General features: G+C 66.1%; 17 protein-coding genes and 1 pseudogene. 10 read left to right on the top strand and 8 right to left on the bottom strand.

The features are described 5' to 3' along the window. The first annotated feature begins 5 nt into the window (after positions 1 to 5). Entirely contained in the window at positions 6 to 779 is a 774-nt protein-coding gene (locus tag G4D86_RS02435) for a hypothetical protein (RefSeq protein WP_163988924.1), read from the top strand. A 33-nt stretch (positions 780 to 812) separates the two neighbouring features. Here G4D86_RS02435 and G4D86_RS02430 read toward each other — a convergent pair whose 3' ends face one another. Beyond that, complete coding sequence (locus tag G4D86_RS02430; protein WP_163988922.1) at positions 813 to 1643, bottom strand: ion transporter; 831 nt, start codon at positions 1641 to 1643, stop codon at positions 813 to 815. Positions 1644 to 1868: 225 nt separating this feature from the next. Between G4D86_RS02430 and G4D86_RS02425 the strand changes: the two genes are divergently transcribed. After that, entirely contained in the window at positions 1869 to 3623 is a 1755-nt protein-coding gene (locus G4D86_RS02425) for a hemolysin D (protein WP_163988920.1), read from the top strand. A gap of 206 nt (positions 3624 to 3829) precedes the next feature. Further along, positions 3830 to 4261 carry a hypothetical protein gene (locus tag G4D86_RS02420; RefSeq protein WP_163988918.1) on the top strand — a complete coding sequence of 144 codons (432 nt, stop codon included), beginning with the start codon at positions 3830 to 3832 and terminating at the stop codon, positions 4259 to 4261. 85 nt (positions 4262 to 4346) lie between these two features. Here the strand turns inward: G4D86_RS02420 and G4D86_RS02415 are convergent, their stop codons facing one another. After that, positions 4347 to 4913, bottom strand: coding sequence for a hypothetical protein (locus tag G4D86_RS02415; protein WP_163988916.1), 567 nt, complete (start codon positions 4911 to 4913; stop codon positions 4347 to 4349). Between the two features lie 367 nt (positions 4914 to 5280). Here G4D86_RS02415 and G4D86_RS02410 point away from each other — a divergent pair, with 367 nt between their 5' ends. Next, positions 5281 to 6066 (top strand): endonuclease/exonuclease/phosphatase family protein, encoded by a 786-nt coding sequence (locus G4D86_RS02410; protein WP_163988914.1) that lies wholly within the window; start codon positions 5281 to 5283, stop codon positions 6064 to 6066. Between the two features lie 58 nt (positions 6067 to 6124). Here the strand turns inward: G4D86_RS02410 and G4D86_RS02405 are convergent, their stop codons facing one another. The 3 genes from G4D86_RS02405 to G4D86_RS02395 all read right to left on the bottom strand — a co-directional run bounded on the left by G4D86_RS02405 (position 6125) and on the right by G4D86_RS02395 (position 13494). Then, positions 6125 to 6385, bottom strand: coding sequence for a FruA-associating protein, FapA (locus G4D86_RS02405; protein ID WP_240359995.1), 261 nt, complete (start codon positions 6383 to 6385; stop codon positions 6125 to 6127). A gap of 217 nt (positions 6386 to 6602) precedes the next feature. Then, entirely contained in the window at positions 6603 to 7649 is a 1047-nt protein-coding gene (locus G4D86_RS02400; protein WP_163988910.1) for a patatin-like phospholipase family protein, read from the bottom strand. Between the two features lie 160 nt (positions 7650 to 7809). Continuing rightward, complete coding sequence (locus G4D86_RS02395; protein WP_275899091.1) at positions 7810 to 13494, bottom strand: sensor histidine kinase; 5685 nt, start codon at positions 13492 to 13494, stop codon at positions 7810 to 7812. A gap of 247 nt (positions 13495 to 13741) precedes the next feature. On the opposite strand from G4D86_RS02395, the gene G4D86_RS02390 reads away from it, so the two are divergent. Then, on the top strand, positions 13742 to 15172 hold the full coding sequence (locus tag G4D86_RS02390; RefSeq protein WP_163988907.1) for an FAM151A/B family protein: 1431 nt from the start codon (positions 13742 to 13744) through the stop codon (positions 15170 to 15172). Between the two features lie 47 nt (positions 15173 to 15219). Here the strand turns inward: G4D86_RS02390 and G4D86_RS02385 are convergent, their stop codons facing one another. Continuing rightward, positions 15220 to 15927, bottom strand: a complete 708-nt coding sequence (locus G4D86_RS02385; RefSeq protein ID WP_163988905.1) for a sigma-70 family RNA polymerase sigma factor — start codon at positions 15925 to 15927, stop codon at positions 15220 to 15222. Positions 15928 to 15953: 26 nt separating this feature from the next. Between G4D86_RS02385 and G4D86_RS02380 the strand changes: the two genes are divergently transcribed. From G4D86_RS02380 to G4D86_RS54230, 3 genes and pseudogenes are all read left to right on the top strand, one after another. Then, positions 15954 to 18869, top strand: coding sequence for a serine/threonine-protein kinase (locus G4D86_RS02380; protein WP_163988903.1), 2916 nt, complete (start codon positions 15954 to 15956; stop codon positions 18867 to 18869). Positions 18870 to 19049: 180 nt separating this feature from the next. Continuing rightward, on the top strand, positions 19050 to 19217 hold the full coding sequence (locus G4D86_RS54235; protein ID WP_163987983.1) for a hypothetical protein: 168 nt from the start codon (positions 19050 to 19052) through the stop codon (positions 19215 to 19217). Beyond that, a pseudogene (locus G4D86_RS54230) lies at positions 19214 to 19483 on the top strand (IS3-like element ISMtsp5 family transposase); the annotation flags it as partial. The gene G4D86_RS54235 and the pseudogene G4D86_RS54230, both read left to right, overlap by 4 nt. Here G4D86_RS54230 and G4D86_RS54225 read toward each other — a convergent pair. Further along, on the bottom strand, positions 19465 to 19602 hold the full coding sequence (locus tag G4D86_RS54225; RefSeq protein ID WP_163988901.1) for a hypothetical protein: 138 nt from the start codon (positions 19600 to 19602) through the stop codon (positions 19465 to 19467). The pseudogene G4D86_RS54230 and the gene G4D86_RS54225 sit on opposite strands and share 19 nt — an antisense overlap. 84 nt (positions 19603 to 19686) lie before the next feature. On the opposite strand from G4D86_RS54225, the gene G4D86_RS54220 reads away from it, so the two are divergent. Both G4D86_RS54220 and G4D86_RS02360 read left to right on the top strand, forming a co-directional pair. Next, positions 19687 to 20127, top strand: a complete 441-nt coding sequence (locus G4D86_RS54220; protein WP_163988899.1) for an integrase core domain-containing protein — start codon at positions 19687 to 19689, stop codon at positions 20125 to 20127. Between the two features lie 71 nt (positions 20128 to 20198). Further along, positions 20199 to 21173 carry a phospholipase D-like domain-containing protein gene (locus G4D86_RS02360; RefSeq protein WP_163988897.1) on the top strand — a complete coding sequence of 325 codons (975 nt, stop codon included), beginning with the start codon at positions 20199 to 20201 and terminating at the stop codon, positions 21171 to 21173. Positions 21174 to 21198: 25 nt separating this feature from the next. Here the strand turns inward: G4D86_RS02360 and G4D86_RS02355 are convergent, their stop codons facing one another. Then, entirely contained in the window at positions 21199 to 25845 is a 4647-nt protein-coding gene (locus tag G4D86_RS02355) for a sacsin N-terminal ATP-binding-like domain-containing protein (protein ID WP_163988895.1), read from the bottom strand. Positions 25846 to 26152: the final 307 nt, after the last annotated feature.

The raw sequence follows: 26152 nt of genomic DNA, 5'->3' as shown, positions 1-26152 counted from the left end.
TCTCGATGCCCCTCATCCCACGCCTGCACCTCTTCGAATTCATCGACCAGCCGTGGCTACCCAAGCTGTTGCGCCGTGGCGAGGTCGACTACCTGCGCGTCGTGCTCGACCGCATGCGGCCCTACGACCGTGTGGCGCCGCAGCTGGCGGAGCTGCTCCGCACGGCGGGCACGGACCGGGTCGTCGACCTCTGCTCTGGCTCGGGGGGCCCGTGGCGCACCCTGCTGCCGGCGCTGCGGGCGGTGCACGGCGGGGCCGAGGTGACGCTCACCGACCTCCATCCCGTCCCGGGGCAGGAGCTGCCTCCAGGCGTGCACTACCGCGACACCCCGGTCGACGCCACGCGCATCCCCGAGGAGCTGACGGGGGTGCGGACCCTCTTCGAGGGGCTGCACCACTTCCCGCCGGAGCAGGCCCGCGCCCTCCTCGCGGACGCCGCCGCGCGCGGGGTCCCCTTCGCCGCCTTCGAGCTCACCCAGCGCTCGCTGCCGCACCTCCTCGTCCAATGCCTGCTCATCGTGCCCCTCGTGTGGGGCTTCACCCTGCTCATCCGCCCGACGCAATGGTGGCGCCTGGTTCTCACCTATCTGGTGCCCATCCTTCCCCTGCTCATCCTCTGGGATGGCGTGGTGTCGTCGCTGCGGACCTATGCTCCGGCGGACCTCGAGAAGCTGACCGCGGGGCTTGGCGCCGATGGGTACCGCTGGAGCAGCGGGGTTCATCGCGCGCAGGGGATGGTCATCACCTATCTCATCGGGCAGCCTGGCCGACCGCTGTGATTGCGGCTCGAAGCGCATGACCCGTGATGCGGGTTACAGGCTGTGCCCGCAGTACTTGCAGTGCGACGCGTCCAGGTCATGTCCCTGGACGCCGCAGCCGAGACAGGCTCGCGTGTCGACGGCGTGGCGCGTGGCGGCGGCCAGTTCCACGGAGACGATTCCGGTGGGCACCGCGATGATGCCGTAGCCCATCACCATCAGCACGGAGGCGATGAGCTGCCCGAGCACCGTCTTGGGCGTGATGTCGCCGAAGCCCACGGTCGTCACAGTGACGATGGCCCAGTACATGCTCCGGGGGATGCTGTCGAAGCCGTTGTTTCCGCCCTCCACCACGTACATCACCGCGCCCGTGACGACGACGATGGTGAGCACCGTGCCCAGGAACACCGTGATTTTCGGCCGGCTGGCGCGCAGCGCGGTGAGCAGGACTTCCGCCTGTCCCAGCAGGTGGGCCAGCTTCAGCACGCGGAAGATTCGCAGCAATCGCAGCACCCGCACCACCAACAGCGACTGGGCGCCGGGAATCAGCACGCTCAGGAAGGTGGGGAGGATGGCCAACAGGTCCACCAGCCCGAAGAAGCTGCGCATGTACCGCAGGGGCCGCTGGACGGCGATGAGCCGGAGCACGTATTCCACGGTGAACAGCGCCGTGAAGCACCACTCGATGACGCGGAGCACCGGCCCGTACCGCTCGCGCACGGGGGCCACGCTCTCCAGCATCACCGCGACGATGCTGAAGAGGATGGCCCACAGCAGGGCGATGTCGAACGCCCTGCCGGCCGGAGTGTCCGCTTCGAAGATGATGGTGTGCATCCGGTGGCGGATGCCGCCGTCGGACGGGCTCTGCTCGGAGGGGCTGGACACGGCGCCAGTCTATACTTCCAAGCACTGGGGGCGCGGTGCGAAGACCGGGGCGCCTGCGCGTGCTCGGGTGACGCGCTTGCGTGGTGGCGCGACGCGGCCTCGTGGGCCGCATCCTCGTAACCGACTGATTCTGGGAGCCAGAGCCACGGCACGTCCGTTGCTCCACGGCGCGTGTCCCCGAGCACCCTGCCGGGGACTCATGCTGTTCCTTCCAAGGAGGCTCCCATGCGTCCATCCACCGGGTCTGGACATCGCTCGCGCGCAGGCGGCGCGGCACTCGCGCTCGCTGTATCGCTGCTGATTCTCGTCGCGCTTGTCCTCACACCCCGGGCTGCGTCGGGGTTCACCCAGAGCGGCGCGGGGCTCGTCTTCGGCAATGGCGTTCCCATGGGCCACGAGTGGGTCACCCGGCTGTCGGTGCTCGAGATGATTGGCGGCGATCCAATCATGAAGCCGGACCCGAACGACCCGCGCAGGACGTGGACGCAGGGCAAGGCGAAGAACACGAACCTCTCCGACCCCGGGGCTCGGCGGGAGCTCGCGCGCATCAGGTCCCAGAAGTACGCCGACCAGCGGTACCAGTCCACGTACAAGGCCGTCTACGACGCAATCATGGGCGAGCGCTGGGTGGACCTCGGCGGCTTCAACGCCACGAACTCGATGGCGGGCACCCACAACTGTTTCGACGCCGTGGCGCAGGAGCCGGTGGAGGTGCAGTACGACCACTTCATGCGCCGCTACGACGACCGCGATGCCGACGGCGGCGTGAAGGCGGCGAAGGAGTCGCGGGCCCGCTTCGTCCAGTACTTCGTGAACGCGGCCATGGCGCCGCCGACGGAGATGCGCGTCTGGGATGGTGGCGGCTATAGCGCGCTGACGGACGTGGACCGGAACTACTTCCTCTTCGGCCGGGCCGCGCACCTGTTCGAGGACTCGTTCAGCTCCGAGCACGTGGTGCGAATTCCCGCGGACAACCATGTGCGGGTGCGCCAGGTGAAGAGCTACCTGTGCGCGGCGGGCTCCGAGCAGCACACGCACTCGAACGCGAAGATCCTCTCGTATGAGAGCGGGGACGTCATCTGGAATCCCGGGACGCAGCTGACCAGCGGCTGGGCCTCCTACAAGCCGAGCAACATGAAGACCCACGCGCTCGTCGCGACAGAGGCAACCAAGGACCTGTGGGCGGCGTTCATCCGGACCATGGGCGTCCCCCTCCAGCAGCGGCAGCAGGCGGCGACGACGGAAGCCAACCGGCTCGCGGACAACTGGCTGAGCTTCGACGAGGGGGAGATGCGCGGCTGGTACAACAACGACGCGAACCGTGACGGCACCTACGTGCTTGCGAGCGGGCAGGGCGGCAAGGGGCAGTCGGTGTCCGCCTGCATGAAGGGCCTGGGCGTGCCGTCGGGCGACCAGCTCGCGAAGGTGAAGGAGCTGGAGTCGGAGCAGCGCTTTTGCCTCTACAACGTCGTGCCGGAGGATGGGTACTCGGACCTGTTCGACCCGTCCATGCACATGCCCTTCAACTGGAAGTGGAAGGGCTCGAGCTGGCAGGCGCCGCCGAGCAGCTGGAAGATTCCCGAGCGTCCGGCCGACACGGGGAAGCGGGTGCGCATCAAGAGCGTGGACAACAGCCAGTACATGGCGGCGCCGGATGGCATCGCTGACAACAAGTGGGTGTACTGCCGGGCGGGGGCGGCGCCGCTCGACTTCATCCTGGTGGGCAGCAAGGACGATGGCGTCTATCGCCTCACCAATGCCCCCGGCTTGTTCCTGAGCTACATCGAGTCGACCGGCTCCGTGAAGCTCTACGGCTCACCGAAGCAGGCCAACTACCGGCTGGAGAAGACTGGCACGGGGGATGCCATCAAGAACCTGTACTGGAATCAGTACATGTGGCTCTCCAAGGAGTCGCCGTACATCACCAAGGCCGGTGACCCCCGGAAGCGCAGCGCGTGGTGGGTCGTCGAGGGTCTGTAGTCCGCATGGAGAGGGGGCTGTTCCGGGACTCCCGAGAGGGTGACCGAACTGAAGAATGACGAAGGGCCTGGAATCCTCCCGCGCTGCGCCTGCCTGCCCTCCAACCACTCTCAAGAATCGTGTGAGCGTCGGTTCAGACAAAGGCGCGCAACAGGCGTTCAACCTGGCAATGGGGAAACGGGTTCCCCACATTCAAGGGGTTGAACATGAAAGTCAGCACGCTGTTTGCCTCGCTTTCGGTGGCCGCGCTGGGCATGGGTTCCGCTCAGGCGGCGACCCTGACGTTCACGGTCCAGAACAAGATCACCACCACCGCGATCACCAATTCCTACCTTAATGCGTGTGCTGCGATCATCCCGAGCCTCGCTGCGGTTCCGGCCAACTCGACTTCGGCCGTGTACCAGACCAGCTGCGGTACCACGACCGCCGCCCACTTCGACTACACGAACGGCAGCAAGACCTGTCGCTTCAGCCTGAGCAGCATCTACACTCCACCCAACCCGCTTCTGGGCACCTCTGAGTACTGGACGCCGAGCGGAACGGGCACCTCACGAGGCGGCACGTCCGCTACCTGTAAGGCGACCCTGACCTCCATTGGAACGAGCGGCAATTACACCTGGGCGCTGTCGATGCAGTGATGCGCTGGTGGCCGAGTTGCACCATGATGGCTCGGCCACCAGTTCACCTGGCTCCAACCCGCCTGCGCCTGTTCTGAGATTGGCTCTAGTTCTTGGAGATGTTCAGGCGGGCATGGTTGCCGTAGTCGCCAGCGTAGGCCTCAATGATGATCAACAGCTTCGCACCCTTGAAGAGACTGTTGAGAGTGATTCTCGACTGAACCGTGGTGGATGTATCGTCATTGCAGCCTAGGATCGCCGCGGTGTCGTTGTAGGGGCGGATCTGGAGGACGGTATCGAAGTTCGCGCCGCCGGTAGAGAAGGTATACGACCCCGTTGCAGGCGTCGTCCACAGGTAGGCGATGTCTCGCGACGACCCTCCGTTACAATTGACGCTCCACTGACTGGACGCAGTGCTGATGTATGGGTAGGTGGCGACAGGGGAGCCCAATGCAGAGCCCAGATCCCCCACGAAGGTCTGCGCGTGCACCTCCCCAGGCTCCGCGACTTCGGACGCGTCAGGCTCGGAGGCTCCAGGGGTTTTGGGGCTCTTGGCCGTGACTGCCGTGGGCTCTGCGCCCTCGAGCTCCTCGCCCTCGGGGGCGGGGCCACAAGCACCCAGCAGAGACGCAAAAGCGACCGCACAGACAACGGACGTTCCAAGACGCTTCATATCCCACCCAATCAGATAGGTATTGGCCGGCACGAAGTGGGTTCTTGGTTTCTGAGACATCGCCGCGGATTGCGGCGTGAACCCACTCTCGTATGAGAATAGATGTGGCATTGATTTGGCGCAAAGACAGCCGTGTTATATGTATTGATTTGTTGTCGCGGTGGATGTGCGTCCCGTTGGAGGTGCAACACCGCCGGTAGGGGTGTTGCGTCAGGCACAGTCGGCTCGCCGGTGGGGCAGGGACCACTGTGGGTGGCAGGGCCCCCATTCGCCTATTCTTGCGGCGGCCCTGAGCCTGCTGGCAGCGCACCTGATGCTTTCCCCGGCCCTGGGGTGCGCCTGACCGGCGAAACGGGAGGACTTGCCGATGTCGGTGGATCTGCGAATTGCCTCGTACAACATCCTGGCGGACGCCTACATCAAGCCCGAGTGGTTCCCGCACACGCCCGCGGACGTCCTCCGGCCGCAGTGGCGCCAGGAGGCGCTGGCCCGCCGTATCGCGGGGCTGGACGCGGACATCGTCTGTCTGCAGGAGGTGGAGCCCGACTGTTTCGCCGCGCTCCAGCGGGCGCTGGAGCCGCACGGGTACACGGGCGTGCTGGCCCTGAAGCAGCAGGGCAAGCCCGACGGCTGCGCGGTGTTCCACCGCCTGGAGCGTTGCCTCGGCCACCGGGCCCACTACTTCAGGGACCGGCTGGAGGACGGGCGCATCTCGGGGCACCTGGCGCTGGTCGTGGACTTCGACGCCGGAGGGGACCGGCTGCGCGTGGCGTGCACACACCTGCGCTGGGACCGGCCGGACAGGCCCGTGGCGCAGCACCAGGGGATGCAGGAGGCGGCTGAGCTGCTCGAGGAGCTGGTCCGGCGGGACCCGGAGGCCCTGTGGGTCGTGTGCGGCGACTTCAATGCGCAGCCCGGGGAGCCGCTGGTCCAAGCGTTCACGGCGGCCGGGCTGCTCGATGCGCATGAGGGGCGGCACCAGCCGACCTGCAACGCGAACGGGAGGGCCAAGGCGATCGACTTCCTCTTCCACTCGCGCGCGCTGCGGGCGCAGCCGGTCCGGCAGCCGGAGCTGGACGACCGGACGCCGATGCCGTCGGAGACCGAGCCCTCCGATCACCTGCCGATCGCCGCGCGGCTGCTACGCCCCTGAGCCGCTGCCGCCTCTCCTTGCCTCCAGGGTCGTCAGGGGTGACGAGGCAAGAGGCCCGTCAACCCTGGTCGCACCGGGGATGGGCCTTGGCGATGAGCAGGGCCCAGGCCTCCGCTGAGTCGAGCTCCGCCCGCGCGCTGGCATAGCGGTCGAGGCTCTCGTCGGTGCCATCGTGGGTGAAGATGGCATCGTGGAGTTCCTTCTGGGCCCGGGTGAGGCGGAGGCTCGTCTGCAACCACAGCCGGGCCGCCATGGCCGGAGTCAGCTTCACCTGGGTCGGGTCCCAGGTCTCCAGCGCTGCGAAGTCCGCCGACGTCATCTCCTCAATTCCTACCTGCTCATGGGTCGCGTGCATGGTCGGATGGTTGCCATGGCTGTCAGGGCCAGCATCTGACCTCTCGGGCAATGAGGAGGTAGGTGCTGAGCACTCGCTGACAGTTCCATCCTCTCCGAGGGCACCTCCTTCCCTGGGAATCCGAGTTCCGGCGGGCCTGGAATCTTCGAGGTTCCCCTCTCGATTCCAGGGAGGCTCATCCTCAGGTCAGCGACTCCTTCGGGCTGCTCAGTCGATCGATCAGGGAAGCGAGCTTCTGCTCCTCTTTTTTGACGAGCGCGCTCCCCTTGTCGATCAGCGCCCTGATGTTCGGGGGGCTCGCATCGTCAAAGTCGTCGTTGACGGCCTTCTCATCGTTCGGGTCAGCGCCCAGGGGAATGTCGAACCGGAAATGGCTCGAGCCGAGGAGCTCGTCGAGCTGATAGTGGACCGTATCGCTGCTGGCGTCGAAGAGCACGCTCATGAGCGGGCGCAGCCATTCGAAGACACCCCAGTCCTTCGCGTTCGCGTGCGACATGGGGCGTTGCAACTGCCCGGTGCCGAGCGACACGACGACATAGCTGTGTTTTCGACCCCAGAGCTTGTATGCGGAGGCGAGTGCGCAGAGCGCCGGATTGTTCGCGAACACGCCGCCGTCGATCATCGAATACGCGGCTTCTGACCTGCTTTTGATCAGCGCGGGCTCGAAGTAGGTGGGCGCGGCCGAGGTCGCACGCGCGACATCCCGCAGCTTGAAATCGAAATCAGCTGCTGATTCTCCCGGGTCCAGCTTCTGGCCTCTCGCCTTCCAGTTCTTGAAGAAGAAGGGCGCGCGCGTGGCCTGGTAGGACTGGGTGTTTGCGACCTTGTCGGGAAGCTCGATCGCGTAGCTGGTGACCAGGAGCTCCACGCCCTTGACGTCCGCCAGCTGCACCTCACCGAGCACCTCATTCAAGATCCCTTCCAGGTTCCTGACGCTGTAGCGTTCATCCGTCGCGCCGGAGAGCGAGGTCAGCGTCTTCCACGGCGACATGCGGAAGATCTCCGGCCCTCGCTTCTCATACAAACGCTTGAGCTCGGCAGCCGTCATGGCGCCGTCAGGTTTCACGAGGCCACACCCGAGAATGCCGCCGGTCGAAGTGCCGGCCACGAGGTGGAAGAGCTCGGAGGCACGGCGGCCGGTCTTCTCTTCGATGTGCTCGAGAACGGTCGCGGGAATGATTCCGCGAATGCCTCCGCCATCGATGGATAGGATACGGATTTCAGCCATGGTTGCCCCCGTGCGAGGTGTTGCCGCGAACGCGTTGGTGGTCCTCGATGTCCAACGGGCGTCGAGCCATCAACTCAGACAGAGACGGCTGCGCTGTTTGTGACGCCGATGCGGACGCGGCAGCTCCCGAGCAGTCAAGTGCCCGAGGGCGCGCCCTGGCTCAGTCGAGCGACGCCGTCAGCGCTGGCTGCCAGACGCACGGGAGCGTGACGGTGAACGTGGAGCCGACGCCGGGCACGCTCTGGACCTGGATCGAACCGCCGTGCGACTCCGCAATCCTGCGGCTGAGGTACAGGCCGAGCCCCATCCCGCCATAGTTCTTGGACACGCCGCGCTCGAAGCGCTCGAAGATGCGGCCTTGCTGCTCCGGGGCGATACCGATTCCGTGGTCCCTGACCACGAGCCGCGCGCTCCCGGCCTCCTCGCTGACGAAGGCCTCGATGGGCTTGCCTGGCCCGAACTTGAGGGCGTTGTGGAGCACGTGGGTCACGACCTGCGCGAGCCGCTCGGCGTCCCACTGCCCCACCACCGGCGCGGCGCACGTGAAGGACACGCTGCAGCGGGCCGCGGTCAGCTCGGGCTCGAGGCGCTCCACCACCCCGCGCACCAGCGCGCCGAGCTCGACCTCGCCGCGCTTCAGCTCCAGCCGTCCCTGCGCGATGCGCGTCACGTCGAGGATCTCCCCGGTGAGCTGCTCGAGCCTGTCGGTTCTGCTCAGCACCCGGCTGAGGCTGCGGTTCAGCATCTCTGCCGAGACGGTCCTCCCGGCCGAGGCCGCGCGGAGCAGGCCCTCCACCGAAAGCCGGAGCGATGTCACCGGCGTGCGGAGCTCGTGCGAGGCCACGGTGAGGAACTCCTCCCGCAGGCGCAGCGCCCGCTGCGTCTCGGCGAGGAGGCGCGCGTTGTCGATGGCCAGCGCCGCGCGGCGGCCCAGCTCCACCGCCAGCTCCACGTCGGCCGTCCCGAACCAGTGCGGAGAGGCGGCCGCGAACGTCAAGGCCCCGAGCGGCGTGTCTCGCGCGACCAGCGGCACGATGAGCACGCTCCGCGTGCCTATCTCGTGGATGAGCGCGGCATGGTGCTCGTCGAGCGCGTAGGACCGGATCTGCTCGTCGGAGAGGGCCGGCAGGTGGACGTGGGCCCCGCCCTGGACCACGCTCGCAACCGGCGTGGCCGTGCCGATGCGCGCGGGGTAGCGCTCCGCAAGCTCACGCAGGAGCGGCTCCTTCCGCGGATCGCGGTGTGCGCCCGCCAGGCGCACGACCGTGCCCCCCTCGGCGAGGTCGATGATCGCCCAGTCGGCGAACGAGCGCGCGCACAGGCGGGTCAGCGCGTCGAACATGCCCACGTAGTCGAGCGTCGAGGAGATGAGCGCGGTCGCCTCTCCGAGCAGGAGCGCACGCCGCCCGGCCGTCTCGGCCTCCACGCGGCCGGCATGCTCGCGCTCGAGGAAGAGCGCGTTCTCGAGCGAGATGGCCGCCTGGGCCGCGAGCAGCTCGAGCGCCAGCAGGCGCTCGGGCGTGAAGCTGCCGGGGACGAGGTCGTTCTCGAGGTAGAGGAAGGCGACGACCTCCGCCTGCCTGCGCACGGGGAGGCAGAGGACGGACCGCGGGCGCGCCTGCGCGAAGTACGGGTCCCCCGAGAACCGCTCCGCGTCGGCGGCCGCGTCGGCGAGCAGCACGTGCTCCCGGGTCCGCTGCGCGTACTTCAGGATGGACGCCGGGACGCGTGCCGCCAGCGCTTGCGAGGCCGGGCTGAACAGCATGTCCGGTGCCCCCTCCTCGCCCACGGCGGACTCGGCCGCGACCTCGAGCTCGCGCTCGCGGGACAGGACCAGGAGGGCCCGGCGCGCCCCGCCTTGCTCGAGGACGACCCGCAAGAGCGTGCGCAAGAGCTGCTCGCGGACCATCTCCCCGGAGATGGTCTGCGAGGCCTTGACCACCGAGAGCAGGTCGAACTGCTCGGGTCGGGCCGCGAAGACAGCCGCGGGGCCGAGCGGAGGTGCCTCTTGAAGGTGTGCGTGGCGCTGTTCGAGCTGCCTCACCTTCGCTTCCGCGCCCCACCGGACGTAACAGTCTCGAGCGTCCCGAAGATAGGCAGCGGTGATGGTCTCGAAGCGTCGCTCCCGGTAGAACGCCGCGGCAAGCTCGTTGGCCACGCCCTCCCAGTGGACGAAGCCGTTGGCCCGCGCCGCCCGGATGGCCTCCTCGTAGCGCCGCTCGGCCTGAAGTTCGTCTCCCGTGATTCGGGCAATCTCCGCGGACACGAGGGCATGCTTCGTGAGGAAGTTCTCCGGGCAGCTCTGGGCCCAGAAGGCGAGCTTCTTGTTGTAGCCCTCGAGCGTCCTCGCGATCTCCCGCTGCTCTGCTTCCGCCCTCCGCGGATGGATGCGGGCGAGCAGGAGGGCGTGAAAGTAATAGAAGGTCGCCTCCATGGGCATGGCCATCACTGCGCTGAGCGTCTTCTTCGCTTCGTCCGCGTGATGGAGCGCGTTGGCATCGTCTCCCGCGAGATACGCCGTGATGAGCTTCATCATGTGGAAGAAGACGATGCCGCACCCGAAGGCTGCGTCGGCAATCTTCGCAAGGCACGGGGCCTCCTGGAACGCATCGTCCTCGAAGGAGATATTCCCGCGGGTCTGTCCCTTCAGGCACGCGAGGAACTGCTGCTCCAGTCGGATCGTCTGGTAGATGGGTTCGTTGCGGGAGTCCCGTGCGAAGGCCGCGTAGCTCCGTGAGAAGCTGATGACATCATCAATCGCATCGCCCCGCTCGATGGCCTGCCAGACAATCTGGAACGCGATGGCGTTCGCGAAGACCAGGTCGCCCGCATCCAGGCATGCGAGGAAGCCCCGCTCCAGGATGGGGAAGTCCGTCGAGATGTGATGGCTCCAGAAATTGATGTGGTCGCCGTGGAGGTGCATGACCGTGCCCCGCCGGCTGATGTCGCCGAGCTTCTGGTTGAGCCTGATGGACATCTCCGAGAACTCGTATGCGGCACGAGGGTCATCGTAGAGGGAGACGAGCATCAGGCCGTAGCAGCTGTACCCCATGCAGGACTCGGACGTGGGGCCGAACCGGAGGGAGTGATTGACGAGCTTCAGGATGACGAGCGGGAAGACCTGGGGCCTGCTGCCGATGTAGGCCGCGGGAGCCACGTTCGAGAGCAGACCGATGACGGCCCTGACACGCGGGTCGGTGGCCTCGGCGGCATCCGCGAGGTCCGCGATGCGGCGCCCGCCAAGGCTGATCTGGATTGCCTCCGCCTCGGCGCGGGTCGCCTCGCTCAGCACCGCGTCGCACTCGGGGATGTCCACACCAAAGAGCTGGAGGGCCTTGAGGCCCATCGCCACCGCCTCGTCGTATCTGCCCGCGACGTGGCAGAGCTTCAGGCGGAGCTCGTACACCATGGCCTTGTCGAAGTCGGTCCTCGCTCGGGCAAGGAGGAGGTCGAACAGGGCCTCGGCCTGCTCGAACGCGCCGCCCAGGTACTCGCACTCCGCGCGTTCGAGGAAGAGGGGAAACGCGAAGTCGTAGCGGGACTCCCAGGCATCCTCGGGCAGGAGGGCCGCCGCGACGGCGAGGAAGCTCTTCGCGGAGGCATAGGCGATGGACGCCTTCGCCTTCCTTCCAGCGAGGAAGTTGAGCCTCGCGAGCTCGTCCCGCTCCGCCGGGTCGGTGATGAGGGCAAGGCCGTGGTTGAGCTGGCCGACGACGTCGAAGATGCGCTCCTCGATGCTCCGTGCGTCCAGGCTCGCCAGCAGCAGCCGCCCGATCCTGAGATGGACGCCCTTCTTCCTCTTGTCCTCGATGAGCACATAGGCCCCCTGCTGGACGCGGTCGTGCAGGAACGTGTAGACGTCGCCCTGCTGAAGCATCAGCCCTTCCCGGACCGCGTCCGAGAGCTCGCGCGCGGCCTGCTCGCCCGACTGGTTGGAGATGACTGCCAGGGTGTGCAGGTTCGTGGTGTTTCCGACGCACGCGGCGAGCTTCAACACCTCCTGTGTGGCAGGTGGAAGGCGCTTGAGCTTCCGAACCATGAGGTCGACGACGTTGTCGGTGAAGCCCTTGGCGTGGATCTTCGCCACGTCCCAGCGCCACTGGGTGGCGCGGCGGTCGAACTCCAGCAGGCCCTCCTCGTGGAGCGTGGTGAGGAACTGGATGGCGAAGAAGGGATTGCCGGCGGTCTTCTCGTGGACGAGGCGGGCCAGCGGCGCGGCGGAGCCGGGGGGACAGTGCAGGGCATCCGCGATGAACTGTCTCAGATGCTCGACGGTGAGCGGGGTGAGGACGAGCTCGTGCACGAGCTCGCCGGACTTCCGGATGTTGTCGAGGGTGAGCGCGAGGGGGTGGGAGGGGCCCACCTCGTTGTCGCGGTACGCGCCCAGGAGGAGGAGGTAGCGGGACTGCGGGTGGAGGACGAGGTCCTCGAGGAGCTTCAAGCTCCCGGAGTCGAGCCACTGGAGGTCGTCGAGGAACAGGGCGAGGGGGTGCTCCTTGCGCGCGAAGACGCTGATGAACTGGCGGAACACCCAGTGGAAGCGGTTCTGCGCTTCGAGCAGGGGGAGGGGAGGAAGCGCGGGCTGCGGGCCGAGGATGAGCGCCACGTGAGGAATGATGTCGATGATGAGCTGCGCGCTCGCGCCGAGCGCCTGCCGCAGCAGCTCCCTCCAGGCGGCCACGCTTGCTTCGCTTTCGGTGAGGATCTGATCGATCAGCTCGGCGAACGCCTGGGCGAAGGTGGCGTACGGCACGTCGCGCCGGTACTGGTCGAGCTTGCCGGAGATGAAGAACCCGCGCTCCTGCACGATGGGCCTGTGCAGCTCACGGACCAGCGAAGACTTGCCAATGCCAGAATACCCTGACACCAGTACGAGCTCCGGGGGGCCCTGCTCGACGACCCGCCCGAAGGCACGAAGGAGCTCGGTGAGCTCGGCCTCGCGGCCATAGAGCTTGTGGGGAAGCTCGAAGCGGTCCGAGACGTCCTGCGTTCCCAGGGCAAAGGACGCGAGCCTGCCTTTCGCCTGCCAGTCGGACAGACAGCGCTCGAGGTCGTGCTGGAGCCCGCGCGCGGTCTGGTACCGCTCCTCCGCCAGCTTGGCCAGGAGCTTGAGGACGATGTCCGAGAGGACGCCCGCGAGGCGGGGAACGAGCGCGGAAGGGGCGGGCGGAGTGCGGGCAACGTGGCAGTGCACCCATTCCAGGGGATCGCGCGCATCGAAGGGAAGGCGCCCCGTGAGCAGCTCGTAGAAGGTGACACCGAGGGCGTAGAGGTCGGAGCGGCTGTCGACGGAGCGGTTCATCCAGCCCGTCTGCTCTGGCGACATGTAGGGGAGTGCCCCCTCGACGAGCCGCGCGGCGCGGGGTGGGGGCTGCGCCCGTGTGCTGCGCGCGGCGATGCTGAAGTTCCAGACCTTGAGCTCGCCACTCCCGGGGTCGAAGAGGATGTTTCCCGGCTTGAGCTCCTTGTGGATGACGCCTCGCTCGTGGATGTCAGCGACAATTCCGGCCAGCCGCACCGCCAGGCGAAGGAAGTCCCCGACGGGCATCGGCGCGCCCATGAGCTTTTCGAGCGGAGCACCTGGGAAGTCCTCGAGCTCGAGCGCCGGCCGCCCCGCGAAGGTCGTGAGGGCGAGCGGCTCGACGACGGCCAGGCCCACGAGTGCACGCCCCACCTCGTATTCCTTCCTCAGCCGCTCGAGGTCCTCCGGGCGGCTGTGCTCAGGCTCGAGGACCTTGAGGAGGATCGCGCGTCCATCGGTGGTACGCACGGCGTGATGGACGGTCGCCCGGTGCCCCGCCTGGAGCCGACCGCCCAACGCATACGCCTGGTGCCCTGGTTTCATTGTCCTCCCGATACCCCGAAGGTAATCAGGCCTTTGCCGCCCCTAAGCATCGGGAAAAATGCGCCACTTGCCGTCCACGGCGCTCGACCTGGGTGAAGGCCCCATCTCCCCACCCGGAGCGCCCATGAGCTGGTTTGATACCCGTCTGAACCGCCCCCCTCCCTCCACCGTCGCTGCGCCCAAGGAGGTTCAGCCTCCGCCGCCTCCCCCTCCTCCGGCGGAAGTCGCGCCCCGGGCGAACCCCGGAATGCCCACGCGCGACGAGTTCGTCGCGGCCTCGAAGCCGGCCGGCCCGGACCTCACGGGAGGAGCGCAAGTCACGCCGCTGTCAGCCACCGTCACTGACGGCGCCACGTCGACGGGGCCCACCGCCAAGCCCGCCTCCGAGTACGCCAGGCCAGGTGGTCTCGAGGGGGATGCCTACGATGTGGACTTCGCGTTCCGCACCGGCGGCGCCTCCCTGGCGGCGCAGAAGCTGGCGGACCTCACCGTGACCCACGCGAACGAGCCGGGATACGCCGATGCCCTGCTCAAGGCCTCCGAGCAGACGCTTCAGGGCATGGCCGACCAGCTCGGCGAGCGGACCCGGAAGGGCTCTCTGGATGACGAGAAGAAGGATGCGTTCGGCAAGCTCAACACCACCTACGAGACCCTGAAGAACCTGTCCGTGGTGGCCGACAAGGTCAGTCCGGAGAGCCTGAAGCTGCTGGGCCAGAAGCTGGCCGCCGCGACGCCCGATGACAACGAGCTCAACCAGCTCGATGACAGCCTGGCGGAGCTGCAGGAGGAGTCGATGCCTGGCCTCGCGAAGCTCGCGGGGACGCTGGTGACGGAGCTGCAGGCCGCGGGGAAGAACTCGGCGGCGAAGGAGCTGCTCAAGGAGCACAAGCCGCTCCAGGAGGTGTCCACCGCGCCCGCTGTGGACGGCAACCGCTGGACGCCCGGCACGCCCCTGTCCGAGGCGAAGAACGCCCACAACACCACCGTCCGCGGCGACTTCGACAAGGCCAGGAACGGGGACTACAACTGGTTCGAGGGCGACGTGAGCATGGAGCTCGATCGAGAAGGCAGGATTGAGATGCGCCATGACTCGAGGCATGAGGACGGAGACAACCTCACCCTCTCGGAGTGGCTGAACGAATCCAAGAAGGAGGGCGTCGGCGTCAAGCTGGACGTCAAGAACGAGCAGGTCTTCGACAACAGGTTCCTGGAGGACGTGAGGGCCTCGGGCATTCCGCAAGAGCGCCTGATGTTCAACCTCGGCTTCGGTGAGACGGAAAGGCACGGCGCCGAGACCCGCCGGATGTTCCCCAACGCCATGCTCGCCATCAATCCTCCAGACGATGTCCCCGTCGACCAGCAGGTGGAGAGGATGAAGAACCTGGCGCAGCGCGAAGACATCAAGGGCCCCGTCACCTTCGTCTTCAACTACGACAATCTCCCCAGCAAGGAGCAGATCGCGGAGCTGCAGAAGATTGGCCCTGTCTCCGTCTGGAAGGGGGGCGCGGCCTCGGGCACGGACGTGGGGGGAATCAAGGACAAGCTGAAGAATGAGTACCAGGTCCAGGGGATGGTCGACATCAAGGAAGACTTCGTCGACCAGACCGTGGACAAGGTGAAGGACAAGGCCAGGGACACGTTGCGCGGCTTCGTCCGGCCTCCCTTCTTCGTCGGCTAGCGAGTCTCGGGCTCGGCGTAGAGGAGGGACGGGAGCTCCGGGGCCGGCTACATCACGTCCTGGCCATTCATCAGTCGCTGGATGCTCAGGTCGAGCTGGCTCTGGAGATTCGCGAGGAGGCTGCCGAGCTCGGACGCCTGTGCGCCTACACGGGCGGCGAAGCGTGCTCGCGTCTGCTCCAGCAACCACTGCCGGGCACTGGCAAGCCAGCGCTTCACCGAGGAACGGTCGACGCCGTAGGCCTCGGCCATCCGGGCCGTTCCCATGCCGTCCACCAGGTGCATCCGCAGGAGCGTCTTCGCGCGGGGCTCCAGGGACTCCATCGCCTCCCGGAAGGCCACATTGAAGTCGGCCCGGTAGCGCTTCTTGAGGTATTGGAGCTCGACGCCGTCCGACGTGGAGGCCAGTGCCTCCAGGGGGGTGTCGTTGGAGAGAGTCACTCCCGTGCGCTCGTTCGCGAGGCTCCAGGCCAGTCGCAACGCCGTCATCCGGAGCCACGCGGCGAGCGGGCCTCGTCCCTGGTACTCCACGATGCGAGGGGGCGCGTCACCGTCCGCCACCAGGAACCGCGCGCGCAGGAGCTGGAGGGCGTCGTCGGAAGTCGGCGCATCCACGCCGCGCCGCTGCAGTGCCCTGCGCACCTGGGGAATGATGCGGGCCTCGAGCTCGGTCAGCGCCGCGGTGTCGCCACCGGCGCAGGCCCGCGCGAGCGCGAGGTCCTCCGGGTGGACGTCGGGTTCCGGTATCTTGGCCATGCACCTGAAGCCTACACGGAGGGCACATGCAGTGTCCCAGCACGGAAAGCCTCCTCGCATTCGGTCGGGGGCTGCTGCGCGGAGACGACGCGGCTTCCATCCAGGTGCACCTCGATGAGTGTCCTCCCTGTCGCGTGTTGGTGGCGGAGGCGGTGGCCTCGGAGGAGGGCGGCTCGGTCGAATCCATGGAGCTCGCGCACCCTGCCCACAAGCTCCTGAGCCCCGGCTCGACGCTGGGGCGCTACGTGGTGGTCGAGCACATTGGCGCCGGTGGCATGGGCGTGGTCTACGCCGCGCATGACCCCGAGCTGGACCGTCGCGTCGCCCTCAAGGTCATTCGCTTCGACACCGTCCCGCCGTCGCGACTCGCGGAGGCCCAGGCCCGGTTGCTCAGGGAGGCCCAGGCGACGGCGCGCGTCGTCCACCCCAACGTCGTCGCCATCCACGACTTCGGCCGGGTCCACGAGGAGGTGTTCCTGGCGATGGAGCTCGTCGAGGGTACCACGCTGGGCGCCCGCCTGCGGTCGGGACGGCTCCCCTGGCGCGAAGCGCTGGAGTTGTTCCTTCAGGCAGGCCGGGGGCTCGCCGCCGCTCACACGGCGGGGCTGGTGCACCGCGACTTCAAGCCGGACAACGTCCTCATCGACAAGGAGGGGCGGGTTCGCATCACCGACTTCGGCCTGGTCCGCATCATCGACGGCGGGGAGGCGCCCTCCGCGCGGCAGCCCTCGTCGCCAGTCAAGCCCGCGCCGGGAGCGGCGCTCACCCAGACGGGGAGCCTGCTCGGCACCCCGGGCTACATGTCCCCCGAGCAGGCGCGCGGGGAACAGCCCGATGCCCGCAGTGACCAGTTCAGCTACTGCGTCGCGCTCCACGAGGCGCTCTACGGAGTCCGTCCCTCCCTCCAGTCATCCTCGGCCGGTCTCACGCACGTCGAACGCGCCCGCGAATCGCGCCGCCTCCAGCGCGAGGCGGGCGTCCCGGACTGGCTCCACGCGGCCTTGACGAGGGGGCTCGCGCCGGAGCCCGGGGCCCGTCATGCCTCCATGCGCGAGCTGTTGCGGTCCCTGGGCCAGGAGCCCCGCTCGTTGAAGCGCCGCGTGCTCGTGGGGGTGGTCGCGGCCTCGCTGGTGGTGGCGGTGGGCGCCGTCCTCTCCTTCTTCGCGAGGCCCGCGCTCTGTGTCGACGACCCGAACGCCTTCGCGGGCATCTGGGACACGCCGGGCAAGCGTGCCGTCAAGGACGCCCTGACCCGGGAGCCGCTGCCCTACGCGGCGGACGCGTGGCGCGAGGTGGAGCGCACGCTCGATGCGTACACCCGGGACTGGGCACTCGCTTCGCGCCAGGCCTGTGAGGCCACCCGCGTCCACGGGCGGCAGACGGAGGGAATGTACGAGCGGCAGTTGCTTTGCTTCGACCAGCGGCGCAAGGACCTCTCCGCGCAGGTGGAGGTGTTGAGCAGGGCGGATGCGGCCATCGTCCAGAACTCCGTCCGCGCGGTTCATGGCCTGCAGGACATCTCCCGGTGCTCGGACGTCCAGACACTGGCGGCATCCCACGCTCCTCCACGGGACCCGGCGTCCCAGCGGAGGATGGAGGACCTCCGGCGGGACGTCGCCATGGCGAGGGCCCGCTTCCAGGCGGGCCAGCCGAAGGCCGCGCTCGAGCTGGCGTCCGCGTTGCCGGAGCGACTCGAGGGGCTGGCCTACCCTCCGCTCCAGGTGGAGGTGCTCCTGGTGCTCGCCGAGGCCCAGTCGCGCGCGGAGCAGGACCGTGAGGCCAGCCAGACGCTGCACAAGGTCATCCAGACCGCCGAAGCGGCGCGACGGGACCGGGAGGTCGCGCAGGGCTGGGTCGACCTGGTCCGTGTCGCGAGCTTCCTGGGGGAGGATGCCGACCCCGAGGACCAGTACGCGAACCATGCCGCCGCCGCCGTCCAACGACTCGGCGGAGATGCGCAGCTGGAGGCCATGCTGGCCGACAACCTCGCCAGCCTCTTGTACACGAAGGGCCGCGTCCCGGAGGCGGTCGCCCAGAGCCTGCGTGCGCTGGAGCTTGCCCGGAAGACGTACCCGAAGGGCGACGGCCGGCTTGCAACGCCCCTGCTCGGCGCGGGGCAGATGCTGGGGCGCGCGGGCCGCCACGCGGAGGGGCTGGCCCTTCTGAAGGAGGCGGAGACCTACTACACGGCACTCTACGGTCCCAACCATCCGGACCTGGGCGTGGTCATCGAATCGATTGCCGTCCAGGAAGTCTACCTGGGGGAGTTGGAGAGCGCGCTCGCCCACCAGCGGCGTTCGCTCCTCATCGACGAGCGCGTCTACGGCGCCGAGTCCCTGTCGGTGGCCGCCTCGTTCCACAACATCGGGAACATGCTGAGGGGCCTGGGTCGTCATGAGGAGTCGGTCGAGCACTATCAGCGCGCGGTGACGTTGCGCGAGAAACTGCTCGGCCCCGAGGCCCCCCAGGTCGCGAGTTCCCTGGGCGGCATGGGACAGGTCCTGCGGGATATGGGACGCCACCGCGAGGCGTTGGCCCTCCACCAACGCGCACTGGCGATTCGCGAGAAGGCGCTGGGACCGGAGTCTCCCGAGGTGGCCTATGACATGGCGCTGGTGGGGGAGACCCTCCTGGGGATGAACGAACCGCGCAAGGCACGGCCCTACCTGGAGCGCGCCCTGACCCTCTACGAGCGCGGCGCCTTTGGGGAGCAGGTGCTCATCGTGGCCGACATGAAGTTCCTCCTCGCCCGTGCGATGGAAAGAGAGCCCCGGGAGTCGCGACGGGCACTCGAGCTGGTCCGGTCCACGCTCGCGGTCTACGAGCGTTTCCCCACCGCTCGCGTCAAGGAGACCCGGGAGGTCGAGAGTTGGTTGGCGGCGCGCATGGGAGGAACAGGGGCCCAGTTGCGACGTGAGGCGGGAGTGGGCATGGGGCGCTGATGAGCGGGTTGCCGGACGCACCTCCCGCATGCGCGCCAAGAGGGAGCAGGTGCTGGCGGCATGAAGGAGGGCCTTACGGGTGCTGCCGCAGTGGAGAGGCTCCCCCAGAGGGCCTGCTGCGGTGGCCAGCGCGCAGGAGCGAGTGGAGCAGGAGTGTCTGGTAGCTTCCGGTGCTGGAGGATGCGGGCGAACCTCAAGAGCCGCGAGCCCGAGCCTGCAGACGACGAGGTGCTGCGGCTCAAGGCCATGGTGGGCGAGCTGATGATGAAGAACGAGTTGCTGGCTGAGAAGGCCCGGCTGCTGGAGGGCAACACCCCGGGTTTTCCCTGGAGGAAGTCGAGAGGATGAGCGCCAGTTTCTCGCCTTCCAGCGGCAAGCCGTACGGACTGGCGCTTGTGACGGTCACCTGGCGTGTGCCTCGCGCCACTGTGTACCGGCACCGCGCCCGCCGGCAGGCAGCGCTCCCTTCGACAGCTCGGCGAGGACCGAAGACGGCGCTGAAGGACGAGGCGCTGCTGGAGGCCATCCGCGGCGTGCTGACCGCCTCCCCGTTTCTGGGCGAGGGGCACCGCAAGGTATGGGCCCGGCTGCGCGCTCAGGGCGTGCGCACGTCGAAGGCCCGCTGCCTGCGGCTGATGCGCGAGGCAGGGCTGCTGGCACCGGGCAGGTCCCGCCGGGTGCTGGGCCCGCGCAACCACGACGGCACCATTACCACCGAGGCTCCGGACGTCATGTGGGGCACCGACGCCACCTGTACCGTGACGACGCTTCAGGGGCAGGCCACCGTCTTCATCGCCGTCGACCAAGATACCGCCGAGTGCGTCGGCATTCACGCCGCCAAGGTGGGCACCCGCTTCGAGAGGCCCTCAAGCCCATTCGTCAGGGCGTCAAAGCCCGCTTCGGCGCGTACGGCCGGGGCGTGGCGGCGGGGCTGTCCATCCGCCACGACAATGGCAGCCAGTACACCTCCGACGCCTTCCAGGACGAGCTGCGCTTCCTGGGCGCCGAGTCCAGTCCGCCCTTCGTCCGCAGTCCCGAGGGTAACGGCTGCGCCGAGCGCTTCATCCGCACTCTCAAGGAGCAACTGCTCTGGAGGCGCACCTTCGCCACCGTGGAGGAACTCCGGCTGGCCCTGCTGGAGTGGGCTCACCGGTACAACGAGCACTGGTGTTGGAGCGCCACAACTTCCTCCCGCCGAGCAGGCCCGGCGGGAGCTGAAGCAAGCAGCCTGAATATTACCAACCAAGTGTCTCAATAATCTGGTGCAGTACATATGTCAGAATACTTCTGTGTCGGGATACTCCAGCAGGAAAGTGCATGATCCACAGGATGAAGACGAAAGTTCTCACCAGCACGCCTTTGTACCCTCTGGCGGAGGTCATGCAGAAACTCTCTATGAACTGTGTTTTGTTCTGGGGCGCTTCTGCGTTCGTCACACAGAGCGCGGTTGAGTACGTCATCGGTGCTGCATTGTCGACTGGAGCCCAGGCCCGATTCCTCACAGGGACATTCGGACGCAATACGCGAAAAGCTACCTTTGAGCACCTTAGAGAGCTCGCTAAGCAGTACCCCAGCTTTAAGACAAAGGTCTGGAGTTGTGGTTCGCATGGAAAATTCCACGCCAAGATTTGCCTTTGGCGCCTCTCGTCGGGAGAGGCGGTGGCATGGATCGGTTCAGCCAACTTGACCGATGGTGGGCTCCAGAACCAAGGTGAACTCGTTCTTGAGGTCCGAGGTGAGTGGGGGTCGGCGACGATTCGGAGACTCCGAAAGGCGTTCGAGTCCGAATGGAAGAAAGGTCAATTGTTGTCGAGCACATTCGTGAATACCTATCGGGAAGCGAAGCGTCTCCCGCCAGACTCCGCGCCAATCCAAGGCCGGATGAGACGGAAGCGGAAACGGATGCAGATTTACCGCGAACGTTTCTTTGTGACGAACGTTACGAGACACATCCCAGAGGATAGCTCCGTCGCAGAGCACGTGAACGGCCTCTTCGGTGGAACTGCTGAGCATTGGGTTCGACACAGCGCATCCCCCTTGTTTGAGGTCCTCCCCGGTGACATGGGCTTGCTCTGCGACACCGTCGTTCAGTTCGCCACCGTCGTCGAGGTGACCGATATCAGACACGATGGGACCATATGCATGCTCGCATACGAGCCGATCGTGAAGCGCGAATATAAAAGAGATGCTCTCCAGCGGCTTAAGCGCGCTGGCGTCCATGTCGATCTGGATCGTGCTCCTCGAACCCGATGGATGGATGCTCAGGTCGGTGTGCGAGTACTCAAAGAGATGAGGCGGAAGTGACGAGGCCGTGCCCTCCGCCATACCCTCACACTCCCTCTCCCGACTCACTCCGGTGGCGCCAAGTTCCCCCGCGAATCTCAAATCGTGTTGCGAAGGTTGCCGGATTTCGTATTGGGATCACGTTGAGGAGGTCTTCAGCCTCTCTTTCGACCACATAGAGCCAGTAGTCGAAGTCTGGTGAAATCTTCGTACCCTCTTCCACGACTCGTTCGAGCGCATCCACAAACTGGCGACTTGTCATCGTCACGATTTGTCCGCCCGTCCAGCGTGCCGAGCGCCCCTTGACCTCGATCCGGCGGACGAGCCGCCTCTCCGGGTGACCTTCGGGATGGGAGTAGCTATCGACGTCGTGGCCCGGTTGCCCATCCGGTTTTAGGTCCGGATACCGCGCGTGGGCTCGCTCGTACTCAAGGACGCGCTTGCGGTAAGGGTCATCACTCCGGATCGAGCCGGGATGGGCCTGAGCATCTTCGCCCGCTTCTTGCGGAACAGGACCCAGGGCCAAGAGGGCTTCAATCTTCTTGTGCAGCTTTGCGAGCGTGGCCTCGCGCCGCTCCGAAGTGTAATCGCCACCGGAGGCGTCAACTGGTTCGTCGGGCGGCTCCTCGATTGGCACTTCGTTGGGCACGGAGCCCACGGGGACCGAGGGCAACTCGGGTGGCCCCGAAGGCACGGGCACCTCGTCCTTGGTGACCGGCATCGCGGGATGCTTGAGACTCAAGATGGGGCGGTTCTGATCTGTCGTGAGGACGGCCTGTTCGCCCACCGTTGGCGCCTGGAGCGGCGTTGGCTGGACGTCCGCCTCGACCAAAGGCGTGTTGGAGGTGCTCGTGGGGACAGTGGGAGGTTCGAGCCGTTTCGGCACATTCTTGGTCTGGAGTTGATGCAACAGCCGCTCCAGCTTTTGAGGGGAGTCCAACTTTCCGAGGAGGTGTGTGACCTCCGACGACAACTCAACGAGCTGTAGTCGACGACGCCCGAGTCCCCACAGTTCGAAGAGGACCTGGCACAACTCTGGAGCGAAGTCGTCGGGAGCTCCAGATACCGCAACCCCGTTCGCCTGCAGGATGGCCCTCGGCTCAGTGCTCGCGACGACGTCAAGGTGATCCAGGATCTTCCGCTGGAGCCGCTCGTATCGAGACAATTCGACAGGTGCAAGCGCTTCGGATGGCTCCTCGTCTTGTGGGCTCTGGCACTGCGCTTCGTCGAGCATCTCCCTGAGGTAGTCCTGGATGGCTTTGAAGCCTCGCGCCCAGGTCCCGGGGAGCGGCAGAACGCCTTCTGTAGACAGTCGTATCAAAAAACGATTTGACAGACGTTGCAGGCCGAGAAACTCCACCGTTGCGTGGCGTGTCTCCTCGGTGTTTCCAAGGTGTCCAGATGTGACAATCGGAAGCTTCTCCTTGAGTTCGCGCGGCAGAGTCGCCGGGAGATCGTCAAAGTAGAGTTCAGTCGGACCATTCACTGCTGCCCAGCAGCGCTGGCGTTGGACGAAGACCTTGGCGGTCGGATGCAGCGCCTTCCAGCCCTCCCCCTTAGCCCCAGGCAACTGAAGCTCCTCCTGAAGGTATTGGTACGCGAGAGGCAGGACGTGTCGGACGCGGTCCGCGTCGGGCTCGGTGTGGTACACCCATTCCAGAAAGCTGAGCACGTGGGCCATGCTGGTCGTTTCGGGAGTGGGGTCGAATGCGTCCACTTCCGCCAGTAACGCTCGCTCCGCAGATCCCTCTGGGAACGATTCAATTGCGACAATCCAACGGCCCAGATCGCTCCGGATACGCGGTTTGCGAATAACGCGGGACCAAGGAATCCGTCGCTTTCCATCGGGAGTTCCGCCCTCCGGAACAGGGAAGAGGTCGTGTTCGGTCAGGACACGCGCGAGGAGTTCGCGCCCGCTCGGGTTATCTCGGGTTTCGACCACGGCTTCCTGAAAAAGCTGATGGAGCATGGATGGCGAAGCGGTGGGCCCCTCGACCTGCAGACGTCGGACCGCGGGCGCGCGCGGGATCGCACTGCCCCAGGAAATACCCGCTGCTTCCAAGGCCGCCGCGAATCCCGCCGGGAAATAGCCTGCCACCGGCGCATCTGGGCGGAGTGGATCCGGGTCGGCTAGGACGTCCGCTGGCTTGTAGGGACCGGTTCCATCGAGCGCGAACAGCCATTTGCGATCCCGGAGTTCGGTCACCCAACTACATGGAAGCTGGAGTTCGTATTCGAGGGGGTACTGGCCATTCCTGGGGATGTACGCTACGTGTTTTCGTGTGCAGTCCCGGAATATTGAGAGCCGCTCGTTTAGCCACGAAATGATGGCGCGACAATCATCGGCGCGCAGGACGGCTGCGGTGAGCCGATCGCGGAGTGGCGAGGGCAAGACGCAGTCAAGCAGCAGATATCTCCGGCCATCAAAATCGATGCCTCGCGCAGACGCTCGGGCATAGCCGGAGCGTTGCGTGGGAGGATCCCATATCGAGCCGATGCGTTGCCGAAGCTTCTGCTCGTACATTTCCTCTCCCTTCCATTCTAGGGAGAAAGGGCCGCGAGGCGATGGCTGTAGGGACTCAAAGAAAGACTGCCAGTCGGCGCGCGTTGCACCCTCATCAGCTTCCAGGTAGATCGCAGCCACAACGGGCACTCGGGGGAAGAAATGGCGCCGCTCCCCGGCCGCGTATGGATCTGCGAGAAGTGTCTCGTGTATGGGGCGGAGGGTGGTGCGCCCCAGCGAGTCCACCGCCAGCAGTTTACGAATCAGTTGTTTCCGGTGCGCCTGTTTGCCACGTACCCAGCACGTGAAGGCGCGGACTCCCGCCTGTTGCTCCAAGGTGACATTGACTGGTAGGGATTCCCACCAGCGAAATACGAGTTCCTCCAGTTTTAGCGTGGTGATTTCCGCGAGGTAGGTGCTCGCACTGGGGTGCTTGGTCCGGCTCCGGTTGTCAAATTGGAGCGCGACGGTGGCCTCCTTCGCGGGAAGATAGGGGCGCAGATTCTCTTGGATCGTGGTTTCGCCCGAGAGGAAGGACCAATCTGGCGGCAGCCGAGTTGCCTCCGCGCGGCTAATCAAGGTTCCGGCCTCGGTGGGGATGCACCGCAACGGCGCGTTCTTCCATCCCCCCCCTGCTTCGGCCAAGCTACCCAGGAGGTCGGCCAAGCGCTGATCACGTGCTTCTTCCGGGAAGAGCGCGAGCCATTCCCCGACGCGGCCTGCCTGCCATTCCTGCTGGAGTTCGACAGGTATCAGTTCGGTCAGCATCCCGAGAGACTTGAGGGATGTGCGGGCGCGTAGACCGAGCATCTCGCGCGAGACGATTCGCCCCCCGAACAGTACACGTGGGTAATAAACACTTTTCTCCATCTCTTGATTCAACGGGAGAAGACGCCCGAGCGTAGGAGAGATGAACTCAGAGATCACAGCCTCGTCATTTGACACTGCGGGAAGGAATGCCAACTCGCCCAACTCGGCGAGAAACCGTTTTTTCGCGAGCGGGCGACCAAACCAGCGCTGCGCGGCGGTGTCCGCCAAGCTGACGTCAGGTAGGACGTCATACCCACGGTTCCACCCCTCCTTGTTCGGGCCTTCTTTGCTAACTAGCCACTCAAGGAAGTGACGCAGCAGCCGCGGAAGGCAGCACAGGATCTCTTCCTGCCATGCGTTTCCATCGATCTGCATCAACTCGCGACGGCTGATAGCTAGGAGCCAGTCTGCCTGTACGTGGAGCCCTAAGGGAATCGCTAGTCCAGTGGGGAGCAACGCGAAGAGATGACCGTGCTTCGGTACGAGCGGGATATCTTCAGGGCCAAGTTCGCAGAAGACTTCAACCGAGCGGGGTTGCCGCGCTGCAGCGTACATCTTCTCGCGCTCAGCGGGAGTGGCGGAATCCCGGTGCTCAAGGAAGCGGGCGATGGCGTCGGCGGACGGTATGTACGAAGTAGAGAACAGAATCCATCGGCGATGCGTTCCGCCGGATTTGGCAATGGCCTCGATTTCGATTCGCTCTCCTGCCCCATCCTCGCGTGGCGTCCGTTTCTCACTAAGCCCCCACTCCTGCCCCGCGCATCGTACCCACTGGAATCCTCGCCGAGCTAGCAGCGCAAGCAACGCGAGATCGTCCCCCAGCACATGACGAACATCATCAGCAACGGGCGGCAACCCAGGCACACGGCCTGACAATACGAAACGGCAATTCATGCCTTCGGAAGGAGCCTGGGCGTGCTCATCCCAAAAGGGGAGAACCGCGCCGAGCCACTCGCGGTGGATGTTGCCGTACTCCTCCCGGAGGACGGGGACCGAGAGCCTGAAGCGCCATTCCCCCGACGAGATCCGGACGGTATCGAAGCTCCGGAACACTGCCTTGAACCCCACCCCCATGAACCCGACAGTTCCCGCGCCTTTTGATGACACACCGCGAGCGCAGAGGGCCCTAACGTTCTCTGGCTCGAAAGGGCGTCCGTCATGCTCAAGGACCAGTTCCTCTCCTTTTGTTTCGAGGTTGAGGCGGGTTGCGCCCTCATCCACCGCGTTCTGGATCAACTCGGCAACGTAGAGCCACGGATGGGGAAAGGTCTGCTGGAGATCCTTAAGGGCACCGCGGCCGCGCGGATCTCCATAGAATGTCTCGTTCTCTTGTCTCAGTTCCTCGATGAAGGATGCGGCAAGGGATTCCGCTCTAGCCATACGTAGAGTCTAAAGCCGATTCACCAGGATTAGGGCGCATAAGTGGTGGGCTGGCAGAGGGGCCGAGGAGAGCCGTGGACGGGTGCCGCTCGGGCTGTGCACGGGGCCGGTGGCGAAGCCGTGCAGCTGCTTGGAGCACACGCCTGCCCAGGCGGCCCACCCAGGCGGGAGGCAGCAGGGGCGTGATTTTCTGGGGCACCGTGACGGTTTGGGACTCAACACCCCGTGCTCTGGGGTGGCCCCTGCGCTGGATCCAGTTGAGCAGGCCTCGTGGGCAGTTTCAGGTGCTCCAAAATGGCGCGCATCG

It is taken from the genome of Pyxidicoccus caerfyrddinensis (assembly GCF_010894405.1).
Taxonomy (GTDB): Bacteria; Myxococcota; Myxococcia; order Myxococcales; family Myxococcaceae; genus Myxococcus; species Myxococcus caerfyrddinensis.
The sequence above is the reverse complement of the archived record's forward strand: the minus strand, read 5'-3'. Positions and strand labels throughout refer to the sequence as shown.

What these genes read in the sequence shown, in the direction of transcription:
- G4D86_RS02380 (WP_163988903.1), top strand. Translation starts at nt 15,954, where the DNA reads ATGCAGTGTCCCAGCACGGAAAGCCTCCTCGCATTCGGTCGGGGGCTG.
- G4D86_RS02355 (WP_163988895.1), bottom strand. Translation starts at nt 25,845, where the DNA reads ATGGCTAGAGCGGAATCCCTTGCCGCATCCTTCATCGAGGAACTGAGA.
- G4D86_RS54235 (WP_163987983.1), top strand. Translation starts at nt 19,050, where the DNA reads ATGCGGGCGAACCTCAAGAGCCGCGAGCCCGAGCCTGCAGACGACGAG.
- G4D86_RS02385 (WP_163988905.1), bottom strand. Translation starts at nt 15,927, where the DNA reads ATGGCCAAGATACCGGAACCCGACGTCCACCCGGAGGACCTCGCGCTC.
- G4D86_RS02410 (WP_163988914.1), top strand. Translation starts at nt 5,281, where the DNA reads ATGTCGGTGGATCTGCGAATTGCCTCGTACAACATCCTGGCGGACGCC.
- G4D86_RS54225 (WP_163988901.1), bottom strand. Translation starts at nt 19,602, where the DNA reads ATGACGTCCGGAGCCTCGGTGGTAATGGTGCCGTCGTGGTTGCGCGGG.
- G4D86_RS02420 (WP_163988918.1), top strand. Translation starts at nt 3,830, where the DNA reads ATGAAAGTCAGCACGCTGTTTGCCTCGCTTTCGGTGGCCGCGCTGGGC.
- G4D86_RS02360 (WP_163988897.1), top strand. Translation starts at nt 20,199, where the DNA reads ATGAAGACGAAAGTTCTCACCAGCACGCCTTTGTACCCTCTGGCGGAG.
- G4D86_RS02405 (WP_240359995.1), bottom strand. Translation starts at nt 6,385, where the DNA reads ATGACGTCGGCGGACTTCGCAGCGCTGGAGACCTGGGACCCGACCCAG.
- G4D86_RS02415 (WP_163988916.1), bottom strand. Translation starts at nt 4,913, where the DNA reads ATGAAGCGTCTTGGAACGTCCGTTGTCTGTGCGGTCGCTTTTGCGTCT.
- G4D86_RS02390 (WP_163988907.1), top strand. Translation starts at nt 13,742, where the DNA reads ATGCCCACGCGCGACGAGTTCGTCGCGGCCTCGAAGCCGGCCGGCCCG.
- G4D86_RS02435 (WP_163988924.1), top strand. Translation starts at nt 6, where the DNA reads ATGCCCCTCATCCCACGCCTGCACCTCTTCGAATTCATCGACCAGCCG.
- G4D86_RS02400 (WP_163988910.1), bottom strand. Translation starts at nt 7,649, where the DNA reads ATGGCTGAAATCCGTATCCTATCCATCGATGGCGGAGGCATTCGCGGA.
- G4D86_RS02425 (WP_163988920.1), top strand. Translation starts at nt 1,869, where the DNA reads ATGCGTCCATCCACCGGGTCTGGACATCGCTCGCGCGCAGGCGGCGCG.
- G4D86_RS02395 (WP_275899091.1), bottom strand. Translation starts at nt 13,494, where the DNA reads ATGAAACCAGGGCACCAGGCGTATGCGTTGGGCGGTCGGCTCCAGGCG.